The sequence below is a fragment of the Flavobacterium sp. CG_9.1 genome, from assembly GCF_015751645.1.
GTDB lineage: Bacteria > Bacteroidota > Bacteroidia > Flavobacteriales > Flavobacteriaceae > Flavobacterium > Flavobacterium xanthum.
The window spans coordinates 141,413-158,574 of sequence record NZ_JADOVC010000002.1; the positions used below are offsets into that span (position 1 = coordinate 141,413).

The following is a 17,162-nucleotide window of genomic DNA, read 5'->3' on the forward strand; positions in this document are numbered from 1 at the left end:
TTATAGGAATACCAGCGAAGAGTTAGAGAAAATCGAATACAGAAAAGGACAAGTACCGCGAAAAGACTTTGCAACGGGAAATTTATTTTATAAGAAACTTGTATTGCATACCAGCATAAATAAAGAATAACTAGCACTAAAGCATTTATTGACAGAACTCTACTTTTTGTAATTCTAATGTTGGTTATTTGATTCAAGTCTAAACCTATTTTAGGTCCGTTAGTACAAACTAATAGTTTCTGTTCTACAATACCAAAAAAACAATCATTAGGCGTATTATTATTATGTTTGTTTTCTAAACTTAAAATCATGTTGCTGCATCATTTAACTTATAATATTCCTACCAAAACAGCTTACATTAATCAACCAAATCTTAATTATAAAAACTTATTACTCCTAACAAATTTTAAGTAAGCTGTCCGGTAAGAACCCCAAATCTTGAGCCAAATGTATATTAAGGCGTGACTTAAACATAGATTTTAAGGGATAGGTTAAAAAGAAGTAGTGATAATTTTAAATAGCAACAAAATACTATTAAATAAAGACGGCATTTCGCTTATTAAATTTTCGATTTACTTTTTATCACCAATTAATAAAACCAGTAATTTGTTGGTAAAAAATATAGATTAGGAGTTGATTTTACCATATTTATCTAAATAATTCCTTTGGTAATATTGGTAAAACTGAACTTAAAATGAAGTCGATCAAGTACAAAAACCAGAGATGCTACTTAAATAGTGCGACAATAAAAAAAGCAAAAACTACGATAAACACCCCAAGAAGGAGGACTGCGCTGACACAGAGATTAATTTTTTTATTTAAATTCTCGTCTTTATTTTTTAGCAAAATATCTAATTTAGCCCAATCACTATCTGAAGGAGGAGTGTTCATAATTTACTTTTTCATGGAATTATAGCTTAAATATAAAATCCTAAAAAGAGTTTAATTCCGTTTTGACTAATAAATTAAAAAATAAAAGAAATAATTTAAAATGGTACTGATTTTGAGATATTTATTAGCCTTGCGGAAGATTGTTCACTTGAATAGACTTAATATAATCAGATGGAGTCATCCCTTGATACGCTTTGAAACTTGTAGTGAAATAAGAGAAGGAATTAAAGCCAGTTTCATCGACTAAAAACTGAATATTTCTTTCTCCTAAATCGATGAGCTTAATTGCAAAATCAAGCTTATACTCCCTTATATATTGGGTTATATTTTTGTTACTATGCTTTCTGATTTTTTTATCCAAAGTCGACTTGCTGATAAAAAGTTTTTTCGACAACTCATCAATATCAACTTTAGACTTTAATTTTTTACATAGAATTGTATTCACTGAAGTGATAAAATCTTTTTCAGACAACTTTATAGTAACTTTCGAGAATGGGTCAGGACTTAGTTTCTTTTCAATATTTTTTTTAAAATCAATTACATTATTAATTTTATAAATCAACTCCTTTACTTTAAATGGCTTCATTATATAATCATTTACACCATTTTTAAGTTGACGGTATTTAACCCCTTGCTCCATATTTGCGGTAATTATTATAAAAGGGACAGCATTGTATTTACTGTCTTTTCGAATTCTTAAAAATAATTCTTCTCCATTCATATTTGGCATCATAAAATCACTAATAATGATATCAGGCACTTTTTTTTGAAGGTGTTTTAGTGCTTCTTGACCATCTTTGAACCAATCAACGATAAAATCATTCAACAATAATAATTCCAGAATCAAACTTCCTAAAACTAAATCATCTTCAATTAAAACTATTTTTATTTTTTGATTTTTCATTTCGTGAAATTAACTAATCCAATTTTAAATTATAGCTATTTTTTTTTAAATTATTTACACTTATTGGAACTAAAATTAAAATTGAAATACCTTTATACATTGGTTTATTAGCGCTTTATCCAAAATCTATTTTATCGACTGAAGCTATAAATTTACATACTAAAAAGGGGTTTCTAGCAACCTATTCCTATCCTTATTCCTATGAACAAAAACAAAATACTTTTGGTTGACGATGAACTAAACATCAGAGAAACCATAACTGAATTTCTTATCTACAAAAACTACGAGGTGAAATCTGCCAACAATGGACAAGAAGCTTTAGATATTATAGAGTATTGGATTCCAGATTTAATAATATGTGATATAATGATGCCCATCATGGACGGTACAAAATTCCATGAAATAATAAAAGAGAATAAGTCTTTAGTAGCCATTCCTTTTATTTTTATGACCGCAAAAAAGGAAAATAATCTAATGAGAAAATGCATGCTCAATGGAGCAGATGATTTTATATCAAAACCCTTTAAAACAAAAGAATTATTAAATATAATAGCAACAAAAATTGATCGATTCCAGAAAATAAAAAATGTTCACAATAATCTTTATGTGGGCGAAAAAAAATATTTTTTACACGAAGTCAATACGCCTCTTAACGGCATATTAGGCTCCATAGACCTCTTACTTGACAACGTAAATAATTTGGAAAAAGAAGATCGGAAAACTTTTTATAATGCTATAAAAATATCTGGAGAACGCTTGAATAGAACCATGCAGAACCTAATTCTTTATGAAAGTTTAAAAAATAATGAACTGAATTTTTCAGATAATGAACAGTGTGAAATCCTAAATGTATTTTGGAAAACAAAAAAGAAAATTCTCACTACCTATAAAAATCAAGAAAATAGAATCACTTTTGAAATTGACAAAGCAAATTTAAAAATTAGTAAAAAAAACCTAAATTTCATACTCTTTGAATTGATTGACAATGCTTTAAAATTTTCGCCCACCAATACAATTATAATTATTTCTGGAGAAAAATATAACGACACCTATTATGAATTGATCATCCGCGATTTTGGAATTGGGTTCAGTCCCAAAGAATTAAATACCATAAATGCGGCGCAACAATTCAATCGTGATGAAAGAGAGCAACAAGGATTGGGGTTGGGCCTCTATTTAAGTAAGACTATAATAAAAAAGATAAAAGGTGTTTTCAGTATTATTTCAAATGAAAATAAGGGAACAAAAATTTCACTTTTCCTTCCCTTATCTCCTGAATAACAGCATTAACTTATGAAGTTATTGCTCCCTTAACATCAACATATTTAACTTTTATAATTCCTTTTTAAAATTTAATTAAAGTCAAAACGCAACCCTAGAGAAACATTATTTTGCTTCACAGCATTATCTTTAAACAAAGGATTCAAGTCATATTTCAAGTACAAACTAGTAGCTTTATATCCTACATAAGTACTTAATCCATATACAAAACTATCAACATTAAAATTACCTTTAGTTATTTCTCTTGACTTATATTCATCACTATCATACTTTACATATTGCTTCGATTTTAGATTTGTACCAACGTATCCTCCTAAACCAACACGAAAACTATCGTGTGTTTTAAAATAGGTCTTCCCATCTCTTTCTTTGGATTTTGTGAAGTCAAATTCTAGGTGCACTGGAAATACTAAATTTACATTCTTGAAACGAGAATCATCCTGACGAATTGGATTTGCCTCCAGATTTGTTTGGTTTCCATCCGCTACAAAATACCTATTATTTGAAGCTCGCAAATTATTGTACATTACAGAAAATCCATATTTTGCGTGTAATAGATTGTTATTTTTTAAAATTCTGGTATTATAAGTCAATCCCCATTCATAAAAATGTGAGCCTAAATACCTAAAATCTGATTTTTGTACTGAGCCATCGGTCACTACATTATTCAATCCATTAGCGAGTACAAATTGCGTAGTAGTTCGCTTTGATTGGCGCTCTTCCTTATCTTCCTGACCATTATAAACCTTCATGGAAGTGATATTAATTTCGGTTTGAGAACCAATTGAATTTGGGTTATTCCCTAGAATAATCGTTCGACCTCCGCTTCTATCATCCTTTTCATCTACTACTTTTCCATCAACTTTATCTTGCACCAATTGATTTAACTTTGCTTGTTCATCACCCACTTTTGCCTCAATGGCCGCAGCATGAATTTTTGCCTTCTCCATTTTAAGGTCACTTGCTTGCTCCTTAGTAATTACACCCTTCTCTAAGTCCCTATCAATTAAATCTACAGCCACTTTTAGGGCGTTTTTTTCATTATCTGTAATGGCTTTAATTTCGTTACTAATAGCTTTGGCTTTGGTCTCAAAGGAAATTGCTTTATGGTCTCTTCCTTTATTTTGTCCGGTTTCTTCAAGGGAGTCCTCAACTATTTCTATTGCTAGATCCTTAAACCAAATTTGTCCTGTTTCATTTAATAAAACACCATACGAAATAGCTGTTGCCTCAGTTGGAACATATAAAACCACTTCATACTTAGTCCAATCCTTAGTCCCTTTGATGGGTCTTCTTTGCATATTATCAAAAGCTAAAACTGCTGCAGTGTAATAATCTACTCGCATCCACAACCCTGCCCATGACTTTACATTTTCACTTTTTACATACGCAGTCATTTTGACTGTTTTTCCTAAAAATGCATCCGGTTTTATGGTTTTCATTATAGTACCAAAACCATTCGTTTTACTTTGAATCGATTTAATTTTGTAAACCGTTTGATTGTTTTTTTCAGCCCCTGAAACTTGCCCCATTTCATAACTTTCTGATTTTGAACCCCTGTAATGCCAGTCTGAACTGTTTTTGATAGCATCTACTCCTTGAGCGTTTACCTTACTTAGTAAAGAAAACAACACAATTACTGTGATTAAAATAATTTTTTGCATGATTTTCGTTTTTTGATTGATGATTGATTTTTATTTATTGTTCGTAATTTCTATTGACTAAAACTGTTTTTATAGCATTAAAATTCTTGTTGAATTTATCCAATGCCGATTCTCTAAATGATTGATTTAATTCTGTTTCAGCACTAGATAACAAACTATTTGGATCTATTGAAATAGTTTTTCTGATTTTTTCAATTGATCTATTACTTGTGTTAGGTTCAAACGTAGTGTTACTAACTTCAGCTAATAATTTTTCTGCTGAAACGTATCTATTGCTGCTGCTTGATTCATAATTCTTATTTTCAGAGACTAAAAATTCGTTTGCTCGTGATGGATTGCTGTTTGACACTTTCTCTTCTTTTTTAGTAAGTTGCTTTGACTGCTTATTCACGGTATTATTTTCAGCAACAACTTTATACTCCTTCGTTATTCCTTTTTGAATCTGGCGCTGCACAACCTCTTTATTTACTATCTCTGGTTTTTCCAAATTATTCTCGTCTGATTTCTCTTCTAAAACTATTGGAGCTGTCGAATCTATTTTTACAGTTTCAACTCCATTAAAAAAAACAGTAGATACAAGAAGAAAACCTATAAAACTTGCAGCAATATAAATCCAATTAGTATTGCGTTTGCTTTTTGTTTTTTCAGCAGAATCTAACATAGCATCTAATCGATCCCAAGCTTGTGCAGAGGGCTGAATAGTTCTAAATTCCAACTTCTGTTTTATTTCAAGATCTAATTTATTCGGTTCCATACTCGTAATTTTTTAAGGTATTAATCTGTGCTTGCAGCATTTTTCTAGCATGTGACAATTGCGATTTTGATGTTCCTTCCTTAATCCCTAACATACTGGCAATTTCATGATGCTTGAATCCTTCGATAGCATACAAATTGAACACCATTTTGTAGCCGACCGGCAAACTGTCTATCAAAAATTGAATGTCAGCAATTGCAAATTGGCTTTCAGTATTGTTGAAACTTTCTTCAAAATAAGTTTCATCTTCAACATATTTCAACTTTTTCTCCACTCGAATAAAAGAAATACATTCGTTGACCATAATTCTTCTAATCCAGCCTTCAAAACTTCCTTTGTGCTGAAAATTCTGCAGATTTGTAAACACTTTCATAAAAGCGGTAATCATAACATCTTCGGCCTGATGAATGTCTTTTATATATTGGCGGCAAACGCTTAACATTTTTGGAGAAAATTGAGTATAAATCTGCTGTTGTGCTTGTCGATTGTTTTCGACAGCCAACAGGATCAATTCATTTTCCTCTTGATGTAAGTTGATTACTTTCATAAATAAATGCAATGGCAAAATTCAATTTCAATATTTTCACTGCTTATGCAATTCATTTTTTGATAGTGAAACTGACTTCTATTAGCATAGACGATTTACAATGCAAAAAGGTTGCATAGCAATAAAATTAAATTAAAAAAAAGGGTTTACTGAGATTCTTCCTTCATCAGAATAACAAAATGATTCTATTTTTTTCTTTCAATAACATAATTGACCATTAAGATCAGTGCGTCTTTAAACTCGGAATCAGGATAATTATCCAGCAATAAAAGTGCTTCTTGCTGAAATTCAACCATTTTTTGTTCCGCATAAACTAAACCGTTATTGTTTTTCACAAAAGCAATAACTTCTTTTACGCGTTTCTTATCTTTATTATGGTTTTTGATGGAATTAATTAACCAACTCTTTTCTTTAGATGTAGTAGTATTCAAAACATGAATAAGTGGCAAGGTCATTTTTTGTTCTTTGATATCGATTCCGGTTGGTTTCCCTATGGCTTCATCGGTATAATCGAATAAATCATCTTTAATTTGAAAAGCCATACCGATAAGCTCCCCAAATTTTCGCATATTGTCTACCTGAACCTCATCTTCAATAACTGATTTTGCTCCAAGGGCACAACAGGCAGCAATAAGGGTTGCTGTTTTTTTGCGAATAATTTCGTAGTATACATCCTCTGTGATGTCTAATCTTCGGGCTTTTTCTATTTGGAGTAACTCGCCTTCACTCATTTCGCGCACAGCGACAGAAATAATTCGGAGTAAATCGAAATCACCATTATCAATAGAAAGCAACAATCCTTTGGACAACAAATAATCCCCAACCAAAACTGCAATTTTATTTTTCCAAAGTGCGTTGATGGAGAAAAAACCTCTTCTTCGATTACTGTCATCTACTACATCATCATGAACTAATGTTGCGGTGTGAATCAATTCGATAACGCAGGCGCCTCGATAGGTTCGTTCATTTATTATCCCTCCCGAAACCATTTTAGCTGTTAGAAAAACGAACATGGGCCGCATTTGCTTCCCTTTTCTATTTACAATATAATAGGTAATCCTATTTAACAACGCCACATTGGAGGTCATCGATTCGTAGAACTTTTTTTCAAAAAGTTCCATTTCATCGAAAATAGGTTGTTTAATTTGAGAGGTCACATTCATTAGAGTTCAAAGATACTATTTTTAATAAAAGAACGTTATCTATTTTACACTTAGAATTGAATTCTTTACTACCGATGAATAAAATTACAAAAACAAAAATTTAGCAAGCTAAGAATCTAAATTTGTATTATTACTTTGATTACTAATAGATTAACTTAATGGTTTTATCATGAAAACAACTATAATAATACTCATCACCTTTTTATCTCTACATTTTTTCAGTAGTTGTGACAGTAGCGATAAAATTGAAAATACTGCTGCATTATCGGTTAAAGATATTACTGTAGATTCTAAAATTGATGCTTCCTTAGATGACATCATAAATATAGTTGAAGATCAGTATGCGGTGCAACAAAGTACTGCTAACAAAACTAAAACCACTATCAAAAGTATTTTACCTACTTGTGCAACAATTACAACTTTATTAGCCAATGGTTCTTGGACGAGAACAATCGACTTTGGTACTGGAGACTGCACGCTGCCGAACGGCAACAGTATAAAAGGAAAAATTATTATCCGATTTTCCAATGATTTTAATGCCGCAGAAAGGACTTTATCCTATAGCTTTGATAATTTTTATCACAATGGCAAACTGTTGCAGGGCAATAAATCCATCCGTTATTCCCTAAAAACTACTAAACTACTTGCAGTAGTCCATCCTGTCTCAATATTTACCGTTGATATGAAAATAACTTTTGAAGACGGAAAAATTTATACTAGGACAGGTACTAAAACAAAAGAAATAATTGAAGGTAACAATACGCCTCTTAGCTGGGAAGACACTATTTTTCTGGTAACAGGGAATAGCACTACTCTGTTTCCAAATGGAACTTCCATTAGCCGTGTGATCACAACACCACTGCGTTACGTGTTGCGCTGTAAATCCATATTTCCCGTAGAAGGCATTCTTACAATCACAAAAAATAAATCTGAAGGAACCTTGGACTTTGGCAAAGGAACATGCGATAATTTAGCCCTACTAACGATTGATGGAGTCGCTACAGAAATTATATTAGAAAAATAAAAACTAAAACAGGATTGCATATTAAAAATAGTGATCCTGCTTTATTCAGCTTCTTTGTTTGCCAATTGGCCGCAAGCTGCATCTATATCTTTTCCGCGACTGCGCCTTACTTTCACAACAATTCCACTTGATTCCAGCGCTTGGATGTAGGCATTTATGGATTCTTCTGAAGCTTGTTGAAATTCTCCATCATCAATAGGATTGTATTCAATCAAATTGACTTTACAAGGAACGTATTTGCAAAACTTTACTAATGCATCAATGGATTCTTTATTATCATTGATGTCTTTCCAAACCACGTACTCGTATGAGATTTTGCTTTTGGTTTTTCGGTACCAATATTCTAATGATTCGCGTAAATCAGCTAACGGAAAATTAGTGCTAAACGGCATAATTCTAGAACGAATTTCGTCAATAGCGGAGTGTAAAGAAACAGCGAGTTTGAATTTAACGTCATCATCAGCCAGTTTTTTAATCATTTTAGGAACTCCCGAAGTCGATACCATAATTCGTTTTGGTGACATTCCCAAACCTTCTGGCGAGATAATCATTTCGATTGCCTTCAGCACATTGTTGTAATTCATGAGCGGTTCTCCCATTCCCATAAAAACAATATTCGACAAGGGATGATTATAATACAACCGACTTTCTTTATCTATGGCAATTACCTGATCGTAAATCTCAGCAGGTTCTAAGTTGCGCATTCTTTTTAATCGCGCTGTTGCGCAAAAATTACAATCTAAACTACAGCCTACTTGACTGGAAACACAAGCCGTCGTTCTGGTATTTGTAGGGATTAAAACTGATTCAACCACCAATCCATCGTGCAACCGAACGGCATTTTTAACTGTTCCATCTTCACTGCGTTGCATCGTGTCGACTTTGATGTGATTGATAACAAAATTAGCTTCTAGCATCGTTCGTGTTCCCTTAGAAACATTAGTCATATCCTCAAAACTATGTGCTCCTTTACTCCACAACCATTCATAGACTTGATTGCCACGAAAGGCTTTATCGCCATTAGCAACAAAAAAATCTCGTAATTGTTCTTTTGATAAGGCTCGTACGTCTTTTTTCTCCATTTCCATGGTGCAAATTTAATGACAATTTGTTGATTTGTTGTTTTGATAATTTGATAACTTTGTACTCCATTGAAAAAAAATTGAATAATGCATTTCATTTCCCAAGAATTAGAAGATTATATCGAGCAACATTCCGAAAAAGAACCGCTTTTACTAGCTGCCTTAAACAAAGAAACCTACCAAAAAATCTTGCTGCCAAGAATGCTAAGCGGTCATTTTCAAGGTCGCGTTTTGAGCATGTTGGCTAAACTCATTCGGCCGATGCATATTCTTGAAATTGGAACTTATACAGGGTACTCCGCCTTGTGTTTATGCGAAGGCATGCAGGAAAATGGAACACTTCACACCATCGACATCAAAGAAGAATTAGTGGATTTTCAACGAAAACATTTTGACAAATCACCTTGGGGAGCACAAATATTTCAGTATTTAGGAGAGGCAGTTGACATCATTCCGACCCTTGATCAAAAATTCGATTTAGTTTTTATTGATGCAGACAAAGAGAATTACCTGAACTACTTTGAATTGATTGTTCCAAGAATGAATAAGGGAGGAATTATATTATCGGATAATGTTTTGTGGAGCGGTAAAGTTCTAGAACCTTTAAATCCCAAAGATTTTAGTACAAAAGTGTTAGTAGAATACAATCAGTTATTAGCAAATGATCCAAGAGTAGAAACCGTCTTGTTGCCTATTCGAGATGGATTGACAGTAAGCAGAGTACTCTAGTTGTAACAATTATCGAAGAAAAAGTCTGCCTTGAGGTTGATTCCCCCAATTTTTGAGGGAAAACATAAGCCTCCAAAGTTCTGGAGGCATAAAATCACAACTAATCTCTTACGGGTAACGGAAAATACCGTTTTTGTGCTGTTTTGTATATCTTATACATCAAAAAACCAAAAGTAAATCCAAATAAATAACCGGATAAAATGTCTAGAGGATAATGCAATCCGAGATAAATTCTACTGTAAGCAAAGACTAAAGGCCATAAAAACAGGAGACTAAAATATTTGAAATGCGATCTTAAAGTAAAATATATCAGTGTAGCGACCGCCATTGAATTTGAGGCATGACCGGAGAAGAAACTAAAGGATCCTCTGACTTGAACCACACGAATAAAGGAATTAATTTCAGGATTGTTACAAGGTCGCAGTCTTTCAAAACCATTTTTGAATACATTGGTCATTTGATCGGTAAAAGTTACCAGTATAGCTACAAAAATGAGTAAATATAACGTCTGTTTTGCCCCCAGTTTTTTGAAAATAACGTACAATAAGAGTAAAAAAAGTGGAATCCAATTGCTCTGTTTGGTTATGAATATCCATAGGCCGTCATAACCTTTCGAACCTAAACCATTTAAAAAAACAAACAATTCTATATCTAAAGAGAGTAATTTTTCTAGCATTATCCTTGACGTTTTATAGGTCCCGTACTCTCTTCAATTACTTCTTTAGTTGCTTCTAATGGCGCAGTTGATTCGCCCAGTAAACCGTCTTTGGCTTTATTTATTTCTGTGGTGATGTTCGCCGATATATCGTTAAATTGAGAAGTATCGCCTAGTAGATTATCCTTCGCTTTATTAATTTCAGAGCTGATGTTTCCTCGTATATCACTAAATGATTTTGCATCAAAACCATTGGCCTCTGCTCCCTTTTGAATTTCGCTTTTTATATCATTAGTAGCATTTTTCAATTGCGCCATTGCTTTACCCATGGTACGAGCTATTTCAGGAACTTTATCAGATCCAAAAAGCATCAGTACTATAAACATGATGAAAATTAATTCACCTCCACCTATACCAAACATATATTTTGTTTTTTATTGTTACAAAGATATTACTTTTTGAATCTTTGACTTTTAATTATTTCATAAAAAAAAAGACTCTTTTCAGAGTCTCTTTTATAATTTGGTCTTTATTTAATCAAATTTAGTCTTTATTTCTTCTTTAGGCCAGGTGTTATTTGTCACATCAATATCAGCTGTTTCTAATTTTGGATCTACTTGAATTTTTTTGATAGCCTTTTCAGTAGCGTATACTTTCTTAGCGGTATCATTGTTTTTTCGCCAAATTTGAGCTGGATATTTGAACATTTCCTTTGTATCGTCTTCATAAGTTAATTCAACGATAATAGGCATTAACATACCACCTGGTTTGTTGAATTCAACTTCATAGAAATACTTTGGTGATTTTAATTTTGATTTTTCATCAGCTGTAAAATTTTTGCTTACATATTCCGAAAGTAAATTTACATCTGCTAGGGCTAATGCTTTTTTATCTTTAGCAGATAACTCTTCGCTTGCACTAGGAACTAAATAGACGAAAGGTCCTTTTTCTTGACCAAATCTTCCTCTTCTAACTACAGCGTCCTTCAATTCTTTGGTAGCAGTTTCAGAAACATAATATTGTTTTACCTCTTTCACTCCGATATCTACAAAATCAGTAGAGTAAAACCAGCCTCTAAAAAACCAATCTAAATCTACCGCAGAAGCATCTTCCATGGTTCTAAAAAAGTCTTCTGGTGTAGGATGCTTGAATTTCCATCTGTTCGCATATACTTTGAAAGCATGGTCAAACAATTCTCTTCCCATAATAGTTTCTCTTAATATATTCAATCCTGTTGCTGGTTTACCATACGCATTAGCTCCAAACTGAACAATCGTTTCCGAGTTGGACATTATAGGTTCCAAGAATTTTTGATCTCCACTCATGTAAGGAACAATTTTACTTGCTGGTCCGCGACTAGAAGGGAAATTGGTTCCCATTTCTTGTTCCGCCATATATTGCATAAACGTATTCAATCCTTCATCCATCCAAGACCATTGACGCTCATCAGAGTTTACGATCATTGGAAAGAAGTTGTGTCCTACTTCATGAACAACCACTCCAATCATTCCGTTTTTAGTTCGCTCAGGTGTCACTCCTTTTTCGTCAGGACGACCATAATTCCAACAAATCATAGGATATTCCATTCCTTGATCTTCTGCTGATACGGAAACTGCTTTTGGATAAGGATAATCAAATGTATGGGCTGAATAGCTTTTCAAAGTATGCGCTACTGTTCTTGTAGAAGTTTCTCCCCAAAGCGGATTTGCTTCTTTAGGATATACTGAAACGGCCAGAACCGTTTTATCGTTTAACTTCACTGCCATGGCATCATAAATAAATTTTCTTGATGTAGCAATTCCAAAATCCCTTACGTTTTTTGCACTGAATTTCCATGTTTTCTTCTTATCTGAAAATCCTTTTTCGGTAGCTTCCGCTTCCGCTTGAGTTACGATAACGACAGGATTATCATAAGATTTCAATGCTAATTCGTATCTTTTTACTTGCTCTGGGGTAAACACTTCGCTTCTATTCATCAACTCTCCCGTTGCCTCCATAACATGATCCGCAGGAACAGTAATATTGACATCAAAATTTCCAAAAGGCAACGTAAATTCTCCTGTTCCCCAAAACTGCATATTCTGCCATCCTTCCACGTCATTGTATACTGCCATTCTAGGATAGAATTGTGCAATTACATATAATTTATTACCGTCTTTCTCAAATAATTCATATCCAGAACGACCTCCTTCTGCTCTATAATTATTAATATTATAAGACCATTTGATGGCAAAAGAAAATTTCTCCCCCGGCTTCATTGCTGTATCTAAATTGATACGCATCATAGTTTGATTGATCGTATAAGACAAAGGATTTCCTTTAGCATCTTTTACGAACTCTATGTTGAACCCGCGCTCCAACTCTTGTTTCAAAAATTTATTAGCAAAGTTTCCTGCTGGAAAAACCTGCTCCATTCTTTGACTTTCTGCCAAAGGCGTTTGGGAGGTTTTTGCCGCTTGATTTTGATCCAATTGTACCCATAAATACTCTAAAGTATCTGGTGAATTATTGTAATAGGTAACGGTTTCGGAACCGCTTAATTTAGAGTTTTTATCATCAAGCTCTATGTTGATCTTGTAATCGGCTTGTTGTTGATAATACGCTGGACCGGGCGCTCCTGAAGCGGTACGAAACATGTTAGGTGTAGCTAGCAAATCGTACATCTGGCTAAACTTATTGCTGTCGTACTTTCCGGTTTGTTTTGGTGTGGTGGGTGCTGTTTTTTCTTGCGCAAACAATAATGCAGGAAGAAATAAAAATAAAGATAATTTTTTCATAGGTAAGAATCTGGTTTTTCAATGGGTGAAAATAATAATTTTAAGTAGATCTATCTAAATTTATTAATATTTTAACACTCCCTTGGAAGTTGACTCCGTAAAGAGCAACGTGTTTTTAACACCCATAACATTAAAATGCATAATGTTTTGCTGCTCTGAGTTCCCTTCCGTGATTACTGCATTATAGATTTCAATAGAATTTATTTTTTGAATTTCCTTAATACTGAAGTAACAAATAAGAACATCGCCCTCCATCTCTTTGCTCAAGAAATGAATTGGCTTGACCTGACCATTAACTTTAATATTGAATTTTTCGTTAAAGTATTTTTTAAAAAAAATTAAATCTTCCTCTGTTTCCTTTTCTGATCCTAGATTAATTTTCTTTTGGTACTTCTTCCCAATAGCTGTATTTAAATCATCTACAAATATGCGAGTCGTTATTTGGAGCATTTTCTTTTCCGGCGCATAATTAACCTGATACAGTGCAACATAAAATTTATGTGCCGCAAATGAAGTTAATGTTAGAAATAATAGGCCAAAAAAAGTAATTAATATTGTTTTTTTCATTTTTCAAAAGTAGTAATTCTTTTAAACTCTTCATTCTTGGTGATTAAAAAATCAATCAGCATGAATTCATCTTGCTGCTTAAGTAGGGTTCTTGATTTTGGATCATTCTCGCAATAATCAAGAAATAGTGCAATTTCTTCGCTTTTTAACTTCAAGGTATTGGTAAAAAAATAATGGTCTAATCCTTTCGAAACAACATCCGAAAAATCCACTAGCGCATTTGGTCCTTCTTTTACCGCCACATCTTTTTTAAATACTTTAGAAACCATTTTGAATATTCTAACAAAATCCATTCCGTTTTCAATAGTTCCATTTAACGGCATTGTTCTATTTATTGGCGACGATTTTGCATCGTCAATGAATTCGATGTCTACAATGCCTTGAGAATTTCCTATGGCGGGTTTTATATCTGTTTTTCCTTTCACAATTACTTCTTTTAGCAGCGTTGTTTGTGCTTCTAGTAAGACTACGAACAAAGGTTTTGTAAAATCTTTGTCCTCAAGCACAATTTTCTTAGACTTGAAAGCAGGGCTTGAGACTAGCAGCGTGTCTTTGGCTTTCGCCAAAATATCAAAAAAACCTTGGTTGCTAATGAAAGTTCGGGTTTTAGAGTTCAAATTAAAAACATATCCGTTGTCTACCAATGCGGATTCATTTGTAAATTGACCGTGTAAAGATTTCCTGTTTCCATTTTGACCAAAAGTGAATTGGCTAAAGAAAATCAAACAAAGTAGTACTATTTTAGTTTTCATCTTGGTATTGTTAATTATGTTAGTTTTTACTTTGCAATAAAGTTTTATAATCTTCTGCCAAAGCTATCAAAAAAAATGAAGTTTTTTGTTCATTTTTAGAATGTAAAACTTTGACAAACTTATCATTTTCCACGGCAAAATACTTGAATCCATTTACATATTCCGCAGCTATCCCTAATTGGAGCGTGAAATATTCCTGCTGATACAATTTTGAAATCAATTGTATATTCATTTCCTTTTTCTCTACGACAACTAATTTCTTAAGCCGTTTCGTTCTACCATTAATCTTATTGATAAGTGGGTCTAATGGCATTCCACCACCCAAAATACGCAATAACATGATTGGTTTGAAATCTCCTGCGGTCTGCAAATGCCTTTCTGCAGGACTATATCTTACAGGTTCTTTAGCTACAATACGTAATGAAAACACCGAAATCTGCTTGTTCTTAACAATCACTTCCTTCAATTCATTCGTTTTAACCTGCATCTGCAATACCAATCGATTGCGTATTAGATCAGTGCTGCTAATCTTTTTTTCATAGGTTTTAAGACTTACCTCTTTAAAAACAAGTATGTCATTGGCCTTTGCCAAAATAGAAAAAGTACCGTCACTATTTGTTAAAGAAGTTTTACCGCTTGTTAAATTTAAGATATTAATCCCATTGGCACCTATAGAATCAACTGTAATTTTCCCATGAAGTAGGTTTTCATCGGCAGCTTGTCCAAAAGATATTTGGCAAACCAAAGATAAAAAGAACGCAAAAACTTTACTTATTTTCACTAATAATGATCTCGTTATAATTTTCAGCTAATTTTACAATTAAATACATCGTTAAAGTCTTGTTTTTTGCTCTTAATGCACTTGCAAAATCAGAATCTTCAATACAAAAATATTGAAATCCCTTGATGTAATCGGCGGGTATTTTTAAAGTTGCGGTATAATAGTTATCCTCAAAAAGCACATCAATTCTAGCCAAAAGCTGCTCTTTTTTTTCAACAATGATTTCTTTTTTCAGCATGGCTTTTCGCCCAGATATAGTATTTAGTAATCCATCGATTCCTCCACCAGAAGTTGCTGTATATAATTTCCGCTCTGCAGCTGTATATTTTTTTTGGCCATAAGGAATAATTCCTAAACTCTCCGCCGAAATAGCCGACTCGTTAATGACAACCTCTTTCAAAATAATACTTTTGGAAACCATTTGCAAAGTAAAAACTTCTTGTTCCAGATCCTGCTGGTTTATTTTTCTGCGAACTGATTCTAAATTAACGGCAGTAAACACCAAAATATCTCCTGCTTTAACGGGGATTTTAAAAAACCCATTTGCATCTGAAATTGTTGTTTTTTCTGCTGTTAAATTCACAATATTAATGCGATCCACGGATGCAGAATCAGCACTAATTTTTCCCTGAATCTCCTTTACTGCTTCTGTTTGTCCAAAAGAAACTTGCACCAACAAAAAGAGGAACAACTGTAGTGTATGTTTAATTTTCACTGGCAATTATTTGTTTATACTTAAACGCTAATTCTCCTAATAAAAAACCAGCCATTGTTACATTTTTAGACTTCAGAACCGCTACAAATTGTTCGTTTTCTACACTGTAATACTCAAATCTTTTGACATATTCAGCCGGTATTTTTAATGTAGTCACAAAATAATCCGCAGTAAACAAATTCTCTAATTGTCTTAAATAGGATTCTTTCTTCTCGACTTCTAGTCCTTTTTTCAGCATTTTCGTTCTTCCCGAAATCCAATTTAATAATGGATCAGCCGAAACAGACCCTCCCATCATAGTACCAGCAGTTGCAGAAGCATTAAGATCACTAGCAGTGTATAACTTTCGTTCTGCTGCTGAGTATGACTTTTGCCCCTTTGGAATTATTCCCATTGCTGTTGCATTAATGTCGTTTTTCACGACAACTTCGCGCAATTCATTTATTGTGGGTATCATTTTTACCAGAAGTATTCCTTGCTCAAAATCTTTTGGAGTCAATCTCATTTTCGTTTCGTTAAATTGTGCTACTCTAAACAATAAAGTGTCACCAACGGCTGCTTGTATATTGAAATCACCATTTTGACTTGTAATTGTAACCTTATCTGTTTTTTTATTAAGGACATAAACACCTTCTAAAACGGCAGCATCAGCAGTAACTTTTCCATTCAATTGCTTTAGAGACTGTTGTTGTGCCAGCACATTTGTCGCTGCAAAAACCAGAAATAAATAAACAATTTTTAGCATCTTTCTTAAGGCGGTTATTGACCCTTTGTAAAAGTATCTTAATGCGATCTAAATTAACTACTAATGAGTTGGTAAAAAAATGTTAATTAAAAACTACAAATAAAAAAGACTGATTTAATACCTTTAGCACA

The 17,162-nt window shown here is 33.1% G+C and carries 18 protein-coding genes; 3 read left to right on the forward strand and 15 right to left on the reverse strand.

Annotated features, from left to right (window positions below; translation table 11 throughout):
• Positions 1 to 726: 726 nt before the first annotated feature.
• Both IWX83_RS01825 and IWX83_RS01830 read right to left on the reverse strand, forming a co-directional pair.
• Entirely contained in the window at positions 727 to 891 is a 165-nt protein-coding gene (locus tag IWX83_RS01825; protein ID WP_196827234.1) for a hypothetical protein, read from the reverse strand.
• 124 nt (positions 892 to 1,015) lie between these two features.
• Positions 1,016 to 1,795, reverse strand: a complete 780-nt coding sequence (locus tag IWX83_RS01830) for a response regulator (RefSeq protein ID WP_073351938.1) — start codon at positions 1,793 to 1,795, stop codon at positions 1,016 to 1,018.
• A gap of 201 nt (positions 1,796 to 1,996) precedes the next feature.
• Here IWX83_RS01830 and IWX83_RS01835 point away from each other — a divergent pair, with 201 nt between their 5' ends.
• On the forward strand, positions 1,997 to 3,076 hold the full coding sequence (locus IWX83_RS01835) for a hybrid sensor histidine kinase/response regulator (protein WP_196827236.1): 1,080 nt from the start codon (positions 1,997 to 1,999) through the stop codon (positions 3,074 to 3,076).
• A 71-nt stretch (positions 3,077 to 3,147) separates the two neighbouring features.
• Here the strand turns inward: IWX83_RS01835 and IWX83_RS01840 are convergent, their stop codons facing one another.
• The 4 genes from IWX83_RS01840 to IWX83_RS01855 form a co-directional block, all read right to left on the reverse strand.
• Complete coding sequence (locus tag IWX83_RS01840) at positions 3,148 to 4,740, reverse strand: hypothetical protein (RefSeq protein ID WP_196827238.1); 1,593 nt, start codon at positions 4,738 to 4,740, stop codon at positions 3,148 to 3,150.
• Between the two features lie 34 nt (positions 4,741 to 4,774).
• Positions 4,775 to 5,494, reverse strand: coding sequence for a hypothetical protein (locus IWX83_RS01845; RefSeq protein WP_073351932.1), 720 nt, complete (start codon positions 5,492 to 5,494; stop codon positions 4,775 to 4,777).
• On the reverse strand, positions 5,481 to 6,041 hold the full coding sequence (locus IWX83_RS01850; RefSeq protein ID WP_073351930.1) for an RNA polymerase sigma factor: 561 nt from the start codon (positions 6,039 to 6,041) through the stop codon (positions 5,481 to 5,483). Before IWX83_RS01850 ends, IWX83_RS01845 begins: the two co-directional genes overlap by 14 nt.
• A gap of 185 nt (positions 6,042 to 6,226) precedes the next feature.
• Positions 6,227 to 7,204 (reverse strand): polyprenyl synthetase family protein, encoded by a 978-nt coding sequence (locus IWX83_RS01855; RefSeq protein WP_196827240.1) that lies wholly within the window; start codon positions 7,202 to 7,204, stop codon positions 6,227 to 6,229.
• A 169-nt stretch (positions 7,205 to 7,373) separates the two neighbouring features.
• Here IWX83_RS01855 and IWX83_RS01860 point away from each other — a divergent pair, with 169 nt between their 5' ends.
• Complete coding sequence (locus tag IWX83_RS01860; RefSeq protein ID WP_073351926.1) at positions 7,374 to 8,228, forward strand: hypothetical protein; 855 nt, start codon at positions 7,374 to 7,376, stop codon at positions 8,226 to 8,228.
• Positions 8,229 to 8,269: 41 nt separating this feature from the next.
• Here IWX83_RS01860 and rlmN read toward each other — a convergent pair whose 3' ends face one another.
• Positions 8,270 to 9,316, reverse strand: coding sequence for a 23S rRNA (adenine(2503)-C(2))-methyltransferase RlmN (gene rlmN / locus IWX83_RS01865; protein WP_196827242.1), 1,047 nt, complete (start codon positions 9,314 to 9,316; stop codon positions 8,270 to 8,272).
• A gap of 81 nt (positions 9,317 to 9,397) precedes the next feature.
• Here rlmN and IWX83_RS01870 point away from each other — a divergent pair, with 81 nt between their 5' ends.
• Positions 9,398 to 10,039 carry an O-methyltransferase gene (locus tag IWX83_RS01870; RefSeq protein WP_073351922.1) on the forward strand — a complete coding sequence of 214 codons (642 nt, stop codon included), beginning with the start codon at positions 9,398 to 9,400 and terminating at the stop codon, positions 10,037 to 10,039.
• 100 nt (positions 10,040 to 10,139) lie between these two features.
• On the opposite strand, the gene IWX83_RS01875 is transcribed toward IWX83_RS01870, so the two are convergent.
• The 8 genes from IWX83_RS01875 to IWX83_RS01910 all read right to left on the reverse strand — a co-directional run bounded on the left by IWX83_RS01875 (position 10,140) and on the right by IWX83_RS01910 (position 17,031).
• Complete coding sequence (locus tag IWX83_RS01875; protein ID WP_073351920.1) at positions 10,140 to 10,715, reverse strand: phosphatase PAP2 family protein; 576 nt, start codon at positions 10,713 to 10,715, stop codon at positions 10,140 to 10,142.
• Entirely contained in the window at positions 10,715 to 11,116 is a 402-nt protein-coding gene (locus IWX83_RS01880; protein ID WP_196827244.1) for a twin-arginine translocase TatA/TatE family subunit, read from the reverse strand. The genes IWX83_RS01875 and IWX83_RS01880 overlap by 1 nt, the downstream gene beginning before the upstream one ends.
• Positions 11,117 to 11,227: 111 nt before the next feature.
• Complete coding sequence (locus IWX83_RS01885; RefSeq protein WP_196827246.1) at positions 11,228 to 13,471, reverse strand: M1 family metallopeptidase; 2,244 nt, start codon at positions 13,469 to 13,471, stop codon at positions 11,228 to 11,230.
• Positions 13,472 to 13,534: 63 nt separating this feature from the next.
• Positions 13,535 to 14,038, reverse strand: a complete 504-nt coding sequence (locus tag IWX83_RS01890; RefSeq protein ID WP_073351914.1) for a DUF6702 family protein — start codon at positions 14,036 to 14,038, stop codon at positions 13,535 to 13,537.
• Positions 14,035 to 14,790 (reverse strand): hypothetical protein, encoded by a 756-nt coding sequence (locus tag IWX83_RS01895; protein ID WP_073351912.1) that lies wholly within the window; start codon positions 14,788 to 14,790, stop codon positions 14,035 to 14,037. Before IWX83_RS01895 ends, IWX83_RS01890 begins: the two co-directional genes overlap by 4 nt.
• Positions 14,791 to 14,809: 19 nt before the next feature.
• Positions 14,810 to 15,571 (reverse strand): hypothetical protein, encoded by a 762-nt coding sequence (locus IWX83_RS01900; RefSeq protein ID WP_196827248.1) that lies wholly within the window; start codon positions 15,569 to 15,571, stop codon positions 14,810 to 14,812.
• Complete coding sequence (locus IWX83_RS01905; protein WP_245793720.1) at positions 15,558 to 16,286, reverse strand: carboxypeptidase-like regulatory domain-containing protein; 729 nt, start codon at positions 16,284 to 16,286, stop codon at positions 15,558 to 15,560. Before IWX83_RS01905 ends, IWX83_RS01900 begins: the two co-directional genes overlap by 14 nt.
• The gene (locus IWX83_RS01910) at positions 16,276 to 17,031 is read right to left on the reverse strand and encodes a hypothetical protein (protein WP_196827250.1); all 756 of its coding nucleotides are present in this window, start codon (positions 17,029 to 17,031) and stop codon (positions 16,276 to 16,278) included. The genes IWX83_RS01905 and IWX83_RS01910 overlap by 11 nt, the downstream gene beginning before the upstream one ends.
• Positions 17,032 to 17,162: the final 131 nt, after the last annotated feature.